The sequence below is a fragment of the Rhodococcus sp. (in: high G+C Gram-positive bacteria) genome (genome assembly GCF_049286785.1).
GTDB lineage: Bacteria > Actinomycetota > Actinomycetes > Mycobacteriales > Mycobacteriaceae > Rhodococcus_F.
Window position 1 is genome coordinate 1 of sequence record NZ_JBAQEO010000193.1, and the last position, 14,494, is coordinate 14,494.

The 14,494-nt window shown below is 65.7% G+C and carries 15 protein-coding genes and 1 pseudogene; 7 read left to right on the forward strand and 9 right to left on the reverse strand.

The window, feature by feature from the left end:
• The 4 genes from WAW17_RS07820 to WAW17_RS07835 all read right to left on the reverse strand — a co-directional run.
• Nucleotides 1–216 (reverse strand): NAD(P)-binding domain-containing protein (locus WAW17_RS07820; RefSeq protein WP_422332420.1); only part of this gene is annotated, 216 nt, incomplete at its 3' end.
• A 48-nt stretch (nucleotides 217–264) separates the two neighbouring features.
• Nucleotides 265–582, reverse strand: a complete 318-nt coding sequence (gene fdxA / locus WAW17_RS07825) for a ferredoxin (protein WP_422332421.1) — start codon at nucleotides 580–582, stop codon at nucleotides 265–267.
• 15 nt (nucleotides 583–597) lie between these two features.
• Nucleotides 598–1,947: an FAD-dependent oxidoreductase gene (locus WAW17_RS07830; RefSeq protein ID WP_422332422.1), complete on the reverse strand. Its 1,350-nt coding sequence runs from the start codon at nucleotides 1,945–1,947 to the stop codon at nucleotides 598–600.
• Nucleotides 1,948–1,976: 29 nt separating this feature from the next.
• Nucleotides 1,977–2,165: a ferredoxin gene (locus WAW17_RS07835; RefSeq protein WP_422332423.1), complete on the reverse strand. Its 189-nt coding sequence runs from the start codon at nucleotides 2,163–2,165 to the stop codon at nucleotides 1,977–1,979.
• Nucleotides 2,166–2,419: 254 nt separating this feature from the next.
• Between WAW17_RS07835 and WAW17_RS07840 the strand changes: the two genes are divergently transcribed.
• On the forward strand, nucleotides 2,420–3,100 hold the full coding sequence (locus WAW17_RS07840) for a TetR/AcrR family transcriptional regulator (RefSeq protein ID WP_422332424.1): 681 nt from the start codon (nucleotides 2,420–2,422) through the stop codon (nucleotides 3,098–3,100).
• 5 nt (nucleotides 3,101–3,105) lie between these two features.
• On the opposite strand, the gene WAW17_RS07845 is transcribed toward WAW17_RS07840, so the two are convergent.
• Entirely contained in the window at nucleotides 3,106–3,948 is an 843-nt protein-coding gene (locus WAW17_RS07845) for an enoyl-CoA hydratase/isomerase family protein (protein WP_422332425.1), read from the reverse strand.
• A gap of 264 nt (nucleotides 3,949–4,212) precedes the next feature.
• On the opposite strand from WAW17_RS07845, the gene WAW17_RS07850 reads away from it, so the two are divergent.
• The 3 genes from WAW17_RS07850 to WAW17_RS07860 are packed head-to-tail and all read left to right on the forward strand — an operon-like array spanning nucleotide 4,213 to nucleotide 6,401.
• Nucleotides 4,213–5,025 carry a mycofactocin-coupled SDR family oxidoreductase gene (locus WAW17_RS07850; RefSeq protein WP_422332426.1) on the forward strand — a complete coding sequence of 271 codons (813 nt, stop codon included), beginning with the start codon at nucleotides 4,213–4,215 and terminating at the stop codon, nucleotides 5,023–5,025.
• 36 nt (nucleotides 5,026–5,061) lie between these two features.
• Nucleotides 5,062–6,267 (forward strand): cytochrome P450, encoded by a 1,206-nt coding sequence (locus WAW17_RS07855; protein WP_422332427.1) that lies wholly within the window; start codon nucleotides 5,062–5,064, stop codon nucleotides 6,265–6,267.
• Complete coding sequence (locus tag WAW17_RS07860) at nucleotides 6,264–6,401, forward strand: hypothetical protein (RefSeq protein WP_422332428.1); 138 nt, start codon at nucleotides 6,264–6,266, stop codon at nucleotides 6,399–6,401. The genes WAW17_RS07855 and WAW17_RS07860 overlap by 4 nt, the downstream gene beginning before the upstream one ends.
• Here WAW17_RS07860 and WAW17_RS07865 read toward each other — a convergent pair whose 3' ends face one another.
• The gene (locus tag WAW17_RS07865; RefSeq protein ID WP_422332429.1) at nucleotides 6,402–7,487 is read right to left on the reverse strand and encodes an NADH:flavin oxidoreductase/NADH oxidase; all 1,086 of its coding nucleotides are present in this window, start codon (nucleotides 7,485–7,487) and stop codon (nucleotides 6,402–6,404) included.
• A gap of 342 nt (nucleotides 7,488–7,829) precedes the next feature.
• On the opposite strand from WAW17_RS07865, the pseudogene WAW17_RS07870 reads away from it, so the two are divergent.
• From WAW17_RS07870 to WAW17_RS07880, 3 genes and pseudogenes are all read left to right on the forward strand, one after another.
• Nucleotides 7,830–8,078, forward strand: a pseudogene (locus WAW17_RS07870) (acyl-CoA dehydrogenase family protein); the annotation flags it as partial.
• A 198-nt stretch (nucleotides 8,079–8,276) separates the two neighbouring features.
• Entirely contained in the window at nucleotides 8,277–9,161 is an 885-nt protein-coding gene (locus WAW17_RS07875; RefSeq protein WP_422332430.1) for a hypothetical protein, read from the forward strand.
• 50 nt (nucleotides 9,162–9,211) lie between these two features.
• Nucleotides 9,212–9,430 carry a hypothetical protein gene (locus tag WAW17_RS07880; RefSeq protein WP_422332431.1) on the forward strand — a complete coding sequence of 73 codons (219 nt, stop codon included), beginning with the start codon at nucleotides 9,212–9,214 and terminating at the stop codon, nucleotides 9,428–9,430.
• 61 nt (nucleotides 9,431–9,491) lie between these two features.
• Here WAW17_RS07880 and WAW17_RS07885 read toward each other — a convergent pair whose 3' ends face one another.
• From WAW17_RS07885 to WAW17_RS07895, 3 genes are read right to left on the reverse strand one after another with little or no spacing between them, the layout of a single operon-like run.
• Nucleotides 9,492–10,217 (reverse strand): ABC transporter ATP-binding protein, encoded by a 726-nt coding sequence (locus WAW17_RS07885; protein WP_422332432.1) that lies wholly within the window; start codon nucleotides 10,215–10,217, stop codon nucleotides 9,492–9,494.
• The gene (locus WAW17_RS07890) at nucleotides 10,214–12,982 is read right to left on the reverse strand and encodes an ABC transporter permease subunit (protein WP_422332433.1); all 2,769 of its coding nucleotides are present in this window, start codon (nucleotides 12,980–12,982) and stop codon (nucleotides 10,214–10,216) included. The genes WAW17_RS07885 and WAW17_RS07890 overlap by 4 nt, the downstream gene beginning before the upstream one ends.
• Nucleotides 12,983–13,023: 41 nt before the next feature.
• The gene (locus tag WAW17_RS07895) at nucleotides 13,024–14,274 is read right to left on the reverse strand and encodes an ABC transporter substrate-binding protein (protein ID WP_422332434.1); all 1,251 of its coding nucleotides are present in this window, start codon (nucleotides 14,272–14,274) and stop codon (nucleotides 13,024–13,026) included.
• Nucleotides 14,275–14,494 lie beyond the last annotated feature (220 nt).

Here is a 14,494-nt window from a genome sequence, read left to right on the forward strand (position 1 = left end):
GATCTGGTCGTCGTCGAACAGGCACGCGATCAGCACGTCGACGTCGGACAGATCGGCCGGGGTGTCGACCGGTGTCGCCCCGGCCGACGCCAGGCGCTCGCGCACCTCCGGTCGACGGGCGAACACCGAAACGCGCCGCCCTGCCTGCAGCAGCCGTTCGACCATCGGTTCACCGATCTGTCCGGCACCGATGAATCCGATGTGCTTGTCGTTCATGAATTCTCCGCATTCGTGGGTCATGGGTCGTTGAGTCGTGGGAGACGATCAGAACTGGAGGGGTCGAGCGGCGATATCCGGGTGATCGAAGCCGAGTTTCCCGTGTCTTCGTGCCCCGCCGAGCTTGCCGAGCGGGGCGAAGATCTCGTTCTGGCGGTCGTTCGCCGACTGCTGCTCGGGCGTGAGGTCGGCTTCGTGGAGGATCGCCTCCTGCGGGCAGGCCGGCTCGCACGCGCCGCAGTCGATGCACTCGTGAGGATTGACGTAGAGCTGGCGCTCACCCTCGTAGATGCAGTCGACCGGGCACTCGCGCATGCACGAGCGATCCATGACGTCGACGCAGGCGTCGGTGATGACGTAAGGCATGGCCCCACCTTTCGATCAGGAAGACGGTGTGAGTGATCCGCGAGATTCCACGTCCACGACGCGTGAGGTGTCGCCCGCGGCGACCAGTGCGTCCCAGGCAGCGATCTTGACGCGATTTCGTCCGTGTGCGGCGCCGAGCGCTATTTCGGCACGCCGGATCGCGGTCCAGGACATCTTGTCCAAGAAGCGGATTCCCCGTGCGGAGAGCTCGTCTTCCGCTTGCCGGAACGTGTACTGGGCGTGCCGGGTGGCGAAGTCTGCGAGTAGCACCTCTGCCGTGTCCGCCGCGTCGCCCCGGTTGGTACCCAGGATGCCGGTCGGACCGCGCTTGACCCAGCCGACGGCATATTCCCCGATGTTCGCGGTGCCGTCGCGCAGCACCCGATGGCCGACGTGCGGGATCGTCCCGGTGTTCTCGTCGAACGGCACGCCGGGCAGAGGTCGGGACCGGTAGCCGATGGCCCGGACCACGAGATCCGCAGCCAGGTCGATCGTCGAGCCGTCGGAGTCCAGCCGAATACCCTGCACCGCGCCTTCGCCGAGCAGCCGATTCGGTCGTACGCCGAAGTGCAGGTGCACGCGCCGCGGCGCTCCGGACGCCGCACGCGTGGCCCACTCCCGCAGGACCTTCAGGTTGCGCCGCCCGACCGGGCCAAGTCCTTCCGGATCCGCGTCGGGGATCGACGACGGGTCGACGAGAACGTCGACACCGCCGAGATCACCGAGTTCGCGCAGCTCCTTGGTGGTGAACCTCGCGTGTTCGGGACCGCGCCGCGCGATCAGGTGCACGTCGGTCACCGCGCTGCTCGAAAGTAAGGACAGCGCATCGGCGGGGATATCGGTAGCCCTCAACGAATCCGGGTCCTTCACGAGGATCCGCGCGACGTCGAGAGCAACGTTGCCCGCACCGATCACGACGGCCGTACGGACATCCCGCAGAGTGCGCGGCGGCGCCTCGGGATGGCCGTTGTACCACTTGACGAACTCCGTCGCGGAAATGCTCCCGGGCAGGTCTTCGCCTTCGATCCCGAGCCGGCGGTCGCTGTCGGCCCCGGTCGCGTAGACGACGGCGTCGTACCAGGACCGCAACTCGTCGGTGGTGATGTCACGTCCGATCTCGACGTTGCAGAACAACCCGACATTCGGTCGGTCGAGGATCTCCTGGAATGTCTCGGACGCGGACTTGATCGTCGGATGGTCGGGTGCGACTCCGTAACGCAGCAGTCCGAACGGAACAGGGAGGCGATCGAAAAGGTGTACCACGTGGCCCTTTTCGTCGTCGTGGGTGAACTGGTCGGCGGTGTACAAACCGGCGGGGCCGGCGCCGACCACCGCGATGCGCAACGGTCGCGTCTCGGAATGCATGGCGTGGGTCCGTGTCGTCGGGGTGACGATCAGCGGACGGAGATCGCTCGTTCGGGGCAGGCTGCGACGCCGGCCGCGATGTCCTCGTCGAGAGGTTCGGTGACATCTCGGTTGACCGGGACCGCGTAGCCGAGGTCGTCGATGTCGAACACGTCGGGGGCGACGGCGTGGCAGCGGGCGTGGCCGGAGCATTTGGCGGTATCGATCGTGAGCTTCATGGGGTCCTACCGTTTCGGGAGTGACGGACTCGTGTAAGGCGAGGGTCGCCGCCCGCCGGGCGGTCGACGGACGTCAGATATGAGACTCATGTAGCGTTGAAGTCGCATATAGTGAGATCCTCTGCGGTCGATAGTAGCGATAGATGCTCGCAATGTCGAGACCTGTGTCACATCGATGCATATGTTGTGGTAGCAGGCACCGAACCTGCAGGCGAGAGGCCGCCATGACAGCACCGGCAACTAGTGTCTTTCCCATGACGCCGCACACCTACGAGCCGTTCGACGCGGACGACGACAGCGTCCGCGCACGACTGGTGCGCGCAGCGGACGAAGAGATGACGGAGCAGGGCACCGCCTCGGTGACGATGGCCGCGGTGGCCGAGCGTGCCGGGGTGTCCCGCGCGACCGCCTTCCGCCAGCTCGGTGGCACGTCCGAGATGATCATTCAGGTGGGCCTGTACCGCTCCCGGAAGCACATTGCCCGGGTTCAGGAAATCATGGACTCGCGGGCGGACGTCTTCTCGAAGATGGAGGACGCCATGGTGTACACCACCCGCGAACTTCCAGGTGACCCGGTCATCGTGGCGCTCATGGCGCAACGCTCCGCCGCCGTACGCGACCAGGACATCCACTCGGTCACGTCCGCTATCAATGGCCCGGTGCTCCGCGCAGGGCAGGCGGACGGGCTCATCCGGACCGACATCCCCATTGCGGAGATGACCGACTTCATCATCGAGCAGACCTACCTGGCCGCGGAGTACCCGGACCGGTCCGAGGCGGCGGCGCGGCACCGGTTCCGAACCTTCATCGCCCCCGCCCTACGTCCACAGCCCGATCCGGCAACACCGCCCGACGGGGAGCTGGAGAGCGCCCTCTCCGCGGCGTCCGATGCGATCGCCGCAGCCAGCGCCGCGGCGGCCCGGCTGCGCCTCTGACCCTGTCAGAGGCGCCCGGGTCGGCGGAGGTCTTCCGGAACCCATTCCGGGGCACGGCGTTCCGAGAATGCCTGCCAGCCCTCGATGAACTCGTCCCCGCGCAGGCCGGCGGCCATCCCGATGCGGTCATATAAACCCATGTGCGCGTCCAACACCCGCTTGGTCTGCAGTCGTGCGTCCGGGGCCGTCGTCGCGCATTGCCTCAGCACATCGGTCGCGGTGTCCATGAGCTGCTCGTCCGGCACGACCCGCGCGATCAGTCCCCAGTCGACCGCTTCCCTCGCTGTCAGCGTGCGTCCGGTGAACATCAGATCCCGGGTGCGGACCGGGCCGACGATGCGCGGCAGCATCTGCGCGTAGTACAGGTCGGCGATGCCACGGAACAGTTCCGGCACCCGGAATGTTGCGCTCTCGGCCGCGACAGCGACATCCGAGCACAGCGCGATCATGAAACCGCCACCCTGACAGATGCCGTTGATCGCGCAGACCACGGGCTTGACGCTTTGGCGAAGCGTGTCGAACGGCAGAGTGTCGCCACCGAGGACCGAGAAATCCATCCAGCTGTCCGGGGTGCGTCGCCCCAGGTCACCGCCGGGAATGAAGACGTCCCCAGTGCCCGTGATGAGCAGGCCGTGCAGATCGGGGTCGGCGTCGACCCGCTTCGAGGCGTAGCGGATCCCGAAGTACATCGCGTTGGTCAAGGCGTTGCGTGCCTCCGGCCGGTCGACGACGAGGTGCGCGAAGGAGTCTTCGCGGGTCAGGCGTAGATAGGGGCTGCCGGTGAAGTCGCCGTCGGGTGGGCGCGGCACCGGAGTCGTCGGTGAGGTTGTCGTAGTCGAGTCGGTCATGGGTTGGCCCTCCGGGAAGTGCGCCGGCGAATGCAGCGCGTGGAAAGTCGGGGCGGTGGAACACGATCCGCTCTTTACGAATCGAGCAGTTCCACCTACCCTCACTTGTACAACAAGGTATATCTAGTTGCATTCGTTATGGGAAGCGCCAGTCGCGCACTCCCCTGCACCCCGCCGAACTCGCTTCCCTCGCTGCGCTCGCTGTGGGTCCGGGCCGTCTCCCGGTTACCACCCGAACGACACCTCGACAGGAGAACTGGATCCATGGGCAAACTCGACAGCAAGGTCGCATTCGTCACCGGTGCCGCACGCGGGCAGGGCCGGGCCCACGCGGTACGCCTCGCGCAGGAGGGTGCCGACATCCTGGCCCTGGATCTGTGCGGCCCGCTCCCGGACGTCTCGTACGAGTCCGCCACCCCGGAAGACCTGAAGGAAACCGCCCGCCTCGTCGAGGCGCAGGGCCGGCGCATCCTCACCGCCGAATGCGACGTCCGGGACCTCGACACGATGCGCGAATTCATCGAGGCCGGTGTCGCCGAACTCGGCCGACTCGACGTCGTGGTCGCCAACGCCGGCATCTGCTCGCCCCTTCCGTGGGACGAGGTCACTCCCGCGATGTTCGCAAACACGCTCGACATCAACGTCACTGGTGTGTGGAACACCGTCATGGTCTCGGCGCTTCACGTGGCCCGGGCCGGTGGCGGCTCGATCATCCTCATCAGTTCCGCGGCGGGCCTGAAGGTGCAGCCGTTCATGGTGCACTACACCACCAGCAAGTTCGCTGTCCGCGGCATGGCGAAGGCGTTCGCCGCCGAGTTGGCGAAGGACCACATCCGGGTCAACAGCGTTCACCCCACCGGCGTGAACACCCCCATGGGAACAGGAAATATCCAGGAAGTCCTCGGCCGCGCGATGGCGGACAACCCCCGTCCCGCCGCGATGTTCACCAACATGCTGCCGATCGAGTCGACCGAGCCCGAGGACGTCGCCGACGCCGTCCTGTTCCTCGCCTCCAACGAGAGCAAGTTCGTCACTGCGCACGAACTCGCGGTCGACGCCGGGGTCACCCAGTACTGATCCGTCCCTGACAGCACGAGACACGAGGAACCGACCATGAGCACGACCGAAACGACCCGCGGCTGTCCCGTCCATAACTTCAACCCGCTCGAGGAACTGCCTGTCGGCGAGAAGATCGCCGTCTACGACCGCCTTCGCGACGAAGCACCCGTCATCTGGAACGATTTCGCTTCCGGCTACTACGTCGTGACCCGACACGAGGACGTTCTGTCCGTCTACCAGGATCCTGAGACAGTCTCGAGCCGTGCCGTGACCGTGTTCGACCCGGATCCGTCGTACAAGTGGATCCCGGAGATGCTCGACGGCGACGAACACCTTCAGTGGCGTCAGCAACTCGGGCCGTTGTTCTCGCCCAAGGCCGTCGAGAAGCTCGAGGCCAAGGTCCGCCAGCGCGCAATCGACCTCATCGAGGGAATTATCGCGAAGGGCACGGGTTCCTGTGACTTCATGGCCGAGTTCGCGTTCCAGTACCCGACCTCGATCTTCTTGGATTTGATGGGCCTCCCCATCGAGGACCTCCCGCAGTTCATGGAATGGGAACATGAGATTCTCCACGTCGCCGCCTCCGGCGAGGAGGCATCACGCCGCCGAGGTGTGGCCATGACCGCGGTGAACTCGTACTTCGACGGCGTCATCGCCGACCGCCGCGCGAACCCCGGCGGGGACGACCTCGTCAGCAAAGCCCTGTCGTTCCAGATCGACGGCGCTCCCGTGACCGACGTAGACATGGGTTCGTTCTGTCTCCTCCTTTTCATGGCGGGGCTCGACACCGTCTCGGCGACACTGGGACTGAGCTATCTGCATCTCGCGTCGCACCCCGAGGACCGCCGCCGTATCGTCGCGGAACCCTCCCTGATTCCGACGGCGATCGAAGAGTTCATCCGCGCCTACGCGATCGTCATCCCCGCGCGGAAAGCGACGAAGGACACCGAGATCGGCGGGTGCCCGATCAAGGCCGGCTCCATGATCGCGGTACGCCTCAATGCCGCGACACGCGACGGCACGACATTCGACGACCCGAAGAGCGTCGACATCACTCGCAGCCCGAACAACCACATCGGTTTCGGTGCCGGCCCGCATCGCTGCCTCGGCTCCCACCTGGCCCGGCGTGAGCTGAAGATCGCCCTGGAGGAATGGCACGCGCGCATTCCCGACTACCACTCGAGCCCGGAGTCCGCGCCCACCGAGTCGGGTGGGCAGCTCGGCCCGAACTCCGGTATTACTCTGCTCTGGGAAAAGTGACTCCGACGTTCAAGACGATCACCATGAAGGTGGCGGCACTGGAACCGATGGTGACGCCCGACCGGGAGTTCCCCGAGGTCGGCGGTGGCTTCGAGATCGCCCTGGCCTGCGATGGATCGTGCCCTCGACGGTGATCAGGGAATGCTGCCGCGGTAACGCGCCGAGCGGTACGGTCCTGGCCAGCGCATTTCCGACTTCAGCTCGACCGCGGCGCGGAAGGGCCAGTGAGGCTCGCGAAGAAGCTGACGACCGAACATTACCGCGTCGGCGGCGCCGTCGACCAGAACCTGCTCTGCCTGTACGGCTTCGGTGATCAGCCCGACCGCGGCAACCGGGATCGAGCTCGCTTCACGTGCGGCACGAGCGAACGGCACCTGGTAACCGGGACCCACGGTGATCTTCTGGTGAGCCACCATGCCGCCGCTGGACACGTCGATCAGGTCGACCCCGGTGCCTTCGAGTTCTCGGCACAGTCGCACGGTGTCGGCGACGTCCCAGCCGCCCTCGGCCCAGTCGGTGGCAGAGAGTCGAACGAACAGGGGTACCCCCTGAGGTATCGCCCCGCGGATCGCCGACACAACTTCGCGGAGCAGACGGGTGCGGTTCTCGAAGATGCCACCGTATGCGTCGGTCCGGGTGTTGCCGAGTGGGGAGAGGAACTCGTTCATCAGGTAGCCGTGTGCCGCATGGATTTCGACCACCTGGAAGCCTGCGCGGACGGCTCGCGCGGCAGCATCCGCATACGCTTCAACGGTGTCCTCGATCTGACGGATACTCATCGCGGTGGGGGCTGGTAGTCCCTCGTAGGCGATCGCCGAGGGTGCCACCGTCGACCAGCCGCCCTCCTCTGCCGTGAGCGCGTTCCTGCCCACGGTAGGGATCTGTGTGCTGCCCTTGCGGCCGGCATGGGCGAGTTGGATTCCGGGAATCGACCCCTGCTCGACGATGAAGCGGTTGATCCGCGCGAAACCGTTTGCCTGGTCGTCGCTCCAGATGCCCGTGTCGTTGAGGCAGATGCGTCCCTCCGGAAGGACCGCTGTCGCCTCGCACATGACGAGGCCGGCTCCGCCCCGGGCCATCCCTCCGAGATGTGCGAGATGCCAGTCCGTGGGCACGCCGCCCTTGGTGGCCGAGTACTGCGCCATGGGCGCCACCCACAGTCGATTCTTGAAGGTGAGCTCTCGCAGGGTGAGTGGTGAGAACAGCAGGCTTTGCGCCATGCTTCGCCTCTTCTCTCGAATCGGGGGGATCGGCGCGGCCGGAGGTCGCCAAGCCTGTCTGTTAAAGATTACTTAGCATACTGTGTATACAACGAAGGCATCGCCTCGGTGTGACAGAAGGGGCTCGGCGGAGCGTTCGATGCAGCAGTCCACGGCATGGTCGCTGCCCTCGAACCCATCGGGCTCGCTCACCGCATCCCGATCGGCGAGGTACTCCGCACGGTCTTGGTCGGACTCGCCCAGCGGATGTCAGCGAAGGCTCCGCCACGAGCGCAGCGGAGCGGCCACCAGTGTGGTCCAGCTGCGGCAGGGCGTCGACGCCAACATCAGCCGACGGTCGCGGGCACCGAGCCGCCACGGGATGCGCCGACGGCCAAGCTGATGTTCAGCGAACTGGGAGTGGAGCTCGCACGCTTCGCACTCGAGCCCAGTGGCGAAGTCGGCCTTCTCGTCGAAGGCGACTCGGGCGCAATCGATCACGGCCGGTGGCAGGCCGAGTTCCTGTACGCCCGCGCGTTCACGATCGCGGGCGGAAGCTCCGAGATCATGCGCAACATCATTGCCGAACGAGGGCTGCAAATGCCGCGCTGAGTCCGGCAGCGGAAAGGGGAGGTGCCACGAGGTGGACCTCCCCTTTTGTCGTGTGCCGTGCTCGAGGTGGTGCGCTCAGGTTCAGGGTGACGATCACTACCCCTCGGGTGAGTATTCGTCACCGGGCAGGTGCCGGACGCTGGGAACGTCAGAACCCGAAGAGAAAGAAGCCCTCTCGACCGAAAGGAACCCGCCGCTGTGTCGCACAACCCCGGCACCACCGTCCCCGGCATCCGCCACCACTGGACCCTCGCTCGAACAGGCATGTACCTTCTGCTCGCCGCCTTACCGCTGCTGGCGATCTCGGCGCAGGTGTTCGGCGTCGTGCCGATGAACACCAGCGGCGCGCTGGTGATCATTCCACTCGCGGCCGTCCTCGCGGTGTTATGCGTGTTCGCTCCGCACCCGATCGACCGCATCGTCGGCCATGGCCTCGGCTGGGGGATGTTCGCGTGCCTGGCCTACGACGTCTTCCGCCTCGACACCGTGTACCTGCTCGACCTGTGGGGCGACTTCATTCCGAAAATGGGTACCTGGCTCCACTCGGGATCCGACACCCGGACCGGCGCGATAGTCGGTTACCTGTGGCGCTACATCGGTGATGGCGGCGGAATCGGGATCGCATTCTTCCTCATCGCCCTCGCGCTGGGGCTCCAACACCTCTCACGCCGCACCGTCGTCCTGACCTCCGTCGCCTTCGCGGTGTTCCCTGTATGGGCCGGGCTCATCGCCACGGTCGCCCTGTCACCGAGTGGAGAGCAAGCCATGTTTCCGCTCACGCCGACGACCCTCGCACTCTCACTGATCGGGCACCTGATCTTCGGGCTCGTGCTCGGCCTCGGCTTCCTGCGTGCGCGGCACGGCCTCGGCGGGCATTGGCCGTGGTCGCCGCTCCTCCCGGTAGCGCGGATGACGGGTTGTCGTTCTCTCCACCCGGCGACCGACTCCCGAGGTGTAGGCCAACCACCCTCGCGCTTCAGGTGGGTTGCGCCGAGGAATCGCGGCGCTCTGACACCGCCTACCGATGCCGGATGCGGTGTGGGTGCTCCGCAGTTTCTGCGGTGTGTCGACGCGCCAGGGTGAGGCCTTCGTCGCGGGTGGGCGCTTCGATGTCCCAGGATCCCGCAGGTGCAGTGGCACAGGTACTTACCGTCGAAGGGCAGGATGGACTGTGTGTCGCGGTAGCCGTGGGATGCGGCCATGTCGGCGAAGAACTCGGTCAGCGGGTCGTAGAGAACGCTGTCTTCCATGAGGTGTCCTTCGCGAAACTGTTACCGGTGTTTCACGTCCATCGAGCAGACGACAACAGCGTCGGTGGCAGGGTCTCGTTCAGCCGGGAGGGGCAGCCGTGATGTGTGGGACCGAAAAAGAGGGCCTGCGGATCGAGATCCGCAGGCCCTCTTGTCATCGTGTCTACGCGCTGGTCGCGACCTGCGATGCACCGAGGTAGGCGCGTTCGATCTTGTCGGGCTCCGCGGCGAGTCCCGCTGCGCTTCCGCGGAGTACGTCCTGTCCGTGGGCGAGGACGATGGCGGTGTCGGCGATCTCGAGAGCGAGTCGCACGTGCTGTTCGACGAGGATGACTGCGGCACCCTTGTCGTCGGCGACCTGACGGATCACTGGGAGCAGTGATTCGACGATCACGGGCGCGAGTCCCATGCTGAGTTCGTCGATCAGCAGCACCTTGGGGTTCTGCATCAGCGCGCGTCCGATGGCGAGCATCTGCTGCTCTCCGCCGGAGAGCATCCCGGCGCCGACCTTGATTCGCTCACCGAGCGCCGGGAAGTAGCCGATCACGTCCTGCACGGTCGGACCGCCGCGGCGTCCGGCGAGTTTCAGGTTCTCCTCCACTGTCAGGCCGGTGAACAACGCCCGGTCGTCCGGAACGAGTACCAGACCTGCCCGCGACGAGGCACGTGCTTGACCGGATTTCACCGCGGTACCGTCAATTGCGATCTCGCCACCGAGGCTGGGTAGGAGCCCGGCGAAGGTCATCAGGAGCGTCGTCTTGCCGGCACCGTTCGGTCCGAGGAGAGACAACACCTCCCCGGCCTGCAGGGAGAGGTCGAAGTCGCGCACGCACGGGCGGCCTTTGGAGTAACCGGCGGCTACGTCGGTGCATTCGAAAACTGTGGTCATGCGGGCACCTCCGTGGGTGCGTGGGTGGTGCCGAGGTAGGCACGCACTACGTCGGGATTGGTTTGAACTTCCTGGGGCGTTCCCTGGGCGATCACCCGGCCGAGGTCGAGAACGATGATCCGGTCGCAGATCTCGAGGACGAGTTCCATGTCGTGATCGACCATCAACACTGTCACTCCGGCATCCCGGACGGAGGTCAATCGCTGACCGAGCCATTGACTTTCGGTGCTGTCGAGTCCGGCGGCCGGTTCGTCGAGGAGGACGATCCGCGGCCTGCCCGCAAGGGCACGGGCGACAGATACCAGCTGCCGCTGACCCTGCGAGAGTTCGCTGACGGAACGGTCGGCGACCTCGGTCAGCTGGAGGACCCCGAACAGGGCGTCGATGTCGTCGTCGGAGGGCTTGGTGGTGTCGTTCTTACGATTCGCGGCGGCTACGGTGCCCACCGCGACGTTCTCGCGCACGGAGAGGTCGTCGTAGAGTTCGATGGCCTGGAAGGTGCGGCCGAGCCCGAGTCGGCTCCGCTCATGCGGCTTGAGTCCGTCGACGCGCTGGTCGCCGAGGGTGACCGTGCCCGAAGACGGTGAGAATCCGCTGAGGGCGTCGATGCAGGTGGTCTTGCCGGCGCCGTTGGGGCCGATCAAGCCGATGATCTCACCGGCCCGGACGTCGAAGGTGACGTCGTCGAGGGCCACGACTCCGCCGTAGCGCACGCCGATTCCGTTCGCGGAGAGGAGGACCTCGTCCTTGATTTCTCGGAGGAGTCGCGGGGACTCCGCATGGGCCGACGGTCCCTGGACCCGTACCGGCTTTGCCGCCGGACGGACCCGATCGAGCAGACGCCGGATCCGGGCCGAATGCTCGTGCAGGTGGCCGATGAGACCCTCCGGGTATTTGATCACCGTCAGCACCAGGAAGACACCGCTGAGGATCGCGTAGTAGTTGCCCAGGTGCAGGAGACGGTCCATGACGATGAAGACGAGTCCGCCGCCGCCGATGACTCCGGCGAGGATTCCACCCGAGACGCAGGTGATCCCGGCGATGTAGACGATGGCGAAAAGGCCGATACCGGCGAGGACGGAGTACGACTGCGCCGTCGCGAGGGTCTGCTGGTATCCCATCAGTGCGCCGCCGAGACCGGCGATGAAGGCACCGATGGCAAAGGCCTTGATCTTCGTCCGGGCGACGTCGATCCCGGCTGCTGCCGCGGAACGTTCGTTGGCCCGCACGGCGAGCATCGACGCACCGAGACGGCTGGTCCGCAGTTTCGCCACGCCGAGCGCGACGGCGGTGAGGACCACGAGGCACAGGATGCCGAACGGAATGCGTGGGTACGCCTCACCCGATCCGATACCGAGGTCGAGGCCGAACAGGCTCGGGGTGTCGATGCCCGATCCGCTCAGTCCTCCGTTGAGGTTGCTGTTGCGGAACCAGAACGTCTCGAGGAAGACCGCCAGCGCCAGAGTGACCACGGTGACCGGCAAACCTCGGATACGCAGAGCCGGGAGGCCGACGACGACGCCGATGGCCGTCGCGACGAGTGCCGCCAGGATCGGGGCGATCGGGAATGGGATCCCGAGGTCGTTGCCGAGGCGGCTCAGCGTGAAGGCGGAGACTCCGGCCAGCGTCAGCTGTGCCAGCGAGATCTGCCCCGCGAAGCCCGTGACGACGACTTGTGACAGGGCGACGACGCCGAGGATCAGCGTCATGATGACGGCAGCGCGGTAGCTTCCGGAGGTCAAGAGCAGCCCGAGCAGGGCCACGACCACCGAGACAAGGGTGGGAACGAGCAGCCCCTTCGGTCGGGGGGCACGGCCCAGTGTCTGCTGAATGATGGCTCCGCGAGAGGGAAGTGGCTTACCTCGGACCACCAGGAAGATAAGGATCATCACGAGCGGGACGAGCTCGCCCATGCCCGACTGCGGAAACCAGCTGACCGTGCTCTGCAGATGGGTCATCTCCGACTGCAGCATGCCGATTCCGAGACCGGCCACCACGGTCCAACCCATGGCGCTGAAGTTGCCCACCAGGGCAGCCGCGAGCGCGGGAACGATGAACAGGGTGTAGGAGACGGGGACCAGCGGAACGATCGGAGCGATCAGGATTCCGCTCAATCCCGCCACCATGGTGCTGAGCGCCCAGTTGCCGAACGCGATGCGCTCCGGGGAGAGCCCCGCGACCAGTGCACCCTTCTCGGACTCGGCGGCGGCGCGCGTGGCCAGCCCGAAGCGAGTCCAACGGAACGCCAGGGTGAGCGCTACCGCCAACGCCAGGATGACGGCGGCGAACCAGAGCCGGTCGGCGGGGATGCGCATGTCGCCGATGGTCAGGACTCCGGAGGGCAGAATCGCTTTCACCGACACGGGGGTGGTGCCGACGCGCACTGCGAGCAGGGCCTGGACGAAGAGCATGACACCTATCGACGCAACCGCCTTCGCGACCGGCGGCGCAGCGCGCAGCGGCCGGAAGACGATGGCGTAGATCAGCACTCCGAGCAGGGCGGCGATGGCCAGCGAGATCAGCATCGCCGGCAGCACCCCCATCGGTTCCCCGAGGCCGAGTGACTTCGGCATTCCCGGAACAGGGTTCAGCAGTTCACCTTTCCGGAGCAGTCCGTACGTGTACGCCACGTACAGTGCCACTGCGCCGGTGCTGAAATTCACGACGCCCGAACTGCGGAACGTCATCACGAGCGCCAGGCCCAGCGCCGCGTACACCGCGCCGTTGCCCAGGCCGAGCGCTAGGAAGACCACATGATCACTCATCAAAGACTCCTCGGGTTACCTGTCGGTTCGACGGTCGCCGTTTACTTGGTGACCTGAGGGTCGACGGGCTTGCCGTCCTTGATGGTGACCGTCACGAGCTCGGATCCACAGATGGCGGGCAGGTTCGGCACCGCGGAGCCATCGCAGGTGAACGTGATGCTGTTGCCGGCGGGAAGCGGCACGTTCTTGGCGGACTTGATAGCGGCATTGACGGATGCCGGTGTCGCGTCGCCCGTGAGGCCCTGAGTTGCGCGGACGAGTCCCAGCAGACCCTGATAACCGGTGTAGGTGAACCCGGCTGTGTCGGTGTCGGGTGAGTACTTCTGCATCACACTGCGGTACAGGACGGCTTCTTCGTTGTCGGAGTTGAGATCTGCAGTGGTGAAAACGTGTGCGCCCTCCAGTGCGTCACCGACAGCCTCGATGGTCGCGGGGTCGAGGCACGGCTGGATGAGCATCTTGTCCTGAGTGGCACCGAGAGTGCCGAGCGATTTGAGCACCGATGTGCACATTGTCGAATCACCGACCACGGCCACGCCCTGGACGTCACCCGAGATACCCGAACTGACCTGTGGGGTGGCGTCGGGGGTGCCCGGCGGAATGGGGATTACCTGCAGTTCGACACCGGCCGCCTGGAAGGCGGGTCCGCCCAGGGCCTTCGCGGTGGGAACCGCGGAACCGGTGTCGGTGATGAAGGTGGTGACCTTCTTGTACCCGTTCTTCGCGGCATACTTCGCCATAGCCTTCAGCGTTCCCGGGAATCCACCGGTCAGCGCGTAGGAGTTGGGTGACATCAATTCTGCGCTGCTCGCGGCCGAAGGCGACATGTAAGGAATGCCTGCCTTGGTGATGACCGGAGCCATCGCATCGCCGTGGCCGGTGGTGGTGACGACTACCGCGCTGACGCCGGCTTCCACCATCTGATTGGCACAGTCGCGGTTCGACGCCGGATCTTCCTTGCTCGCACATGGGACGAGTTCGATCGGGTGGCCGGCGATTCCACCGAGATTGGCGTTCGCGTACTGGGCGACGGCCTCGGCCGCTTCACGGTTGGCGGGCATCGAAATGGCCGGCCCGCCTTCGGGGTTGATCAGGCCGATCTTGATCGGGGTGCCGGTCGCGGGCATGTCGGGGAAGGCGCTGGCCGGTGCTTCGATCGCGGAGTTCGCGCTGTCGTCGGAGTCGCTGCTACTGCAGGCGGTCGCGAGCGCGATGGCGGGCACCAACGCGATCAGGCCGAGTCGGCCCAGTGTGCTCTTGGAGGTTGGTGAAGTTGTACGGACGTACGTCATGGAAATTCCTTCTCTCGGGACGGCCAAGCGGTGCTTGACCGGGCTCTCGAAGGCTTCGTGATCTGCATCACAAGCAGGGGGCATGCTTAAGGTCAATACCGTTCAGTTAGCCGGTGAGAATCGTGCATTCCGGAGGGCGTGTGGGTTGCGGATGATGTTGGTGGTGTGAGCGTTTCGCTGCCCATTTGAGGACCTTACGTTTGACGACGCGCGGGTTGGA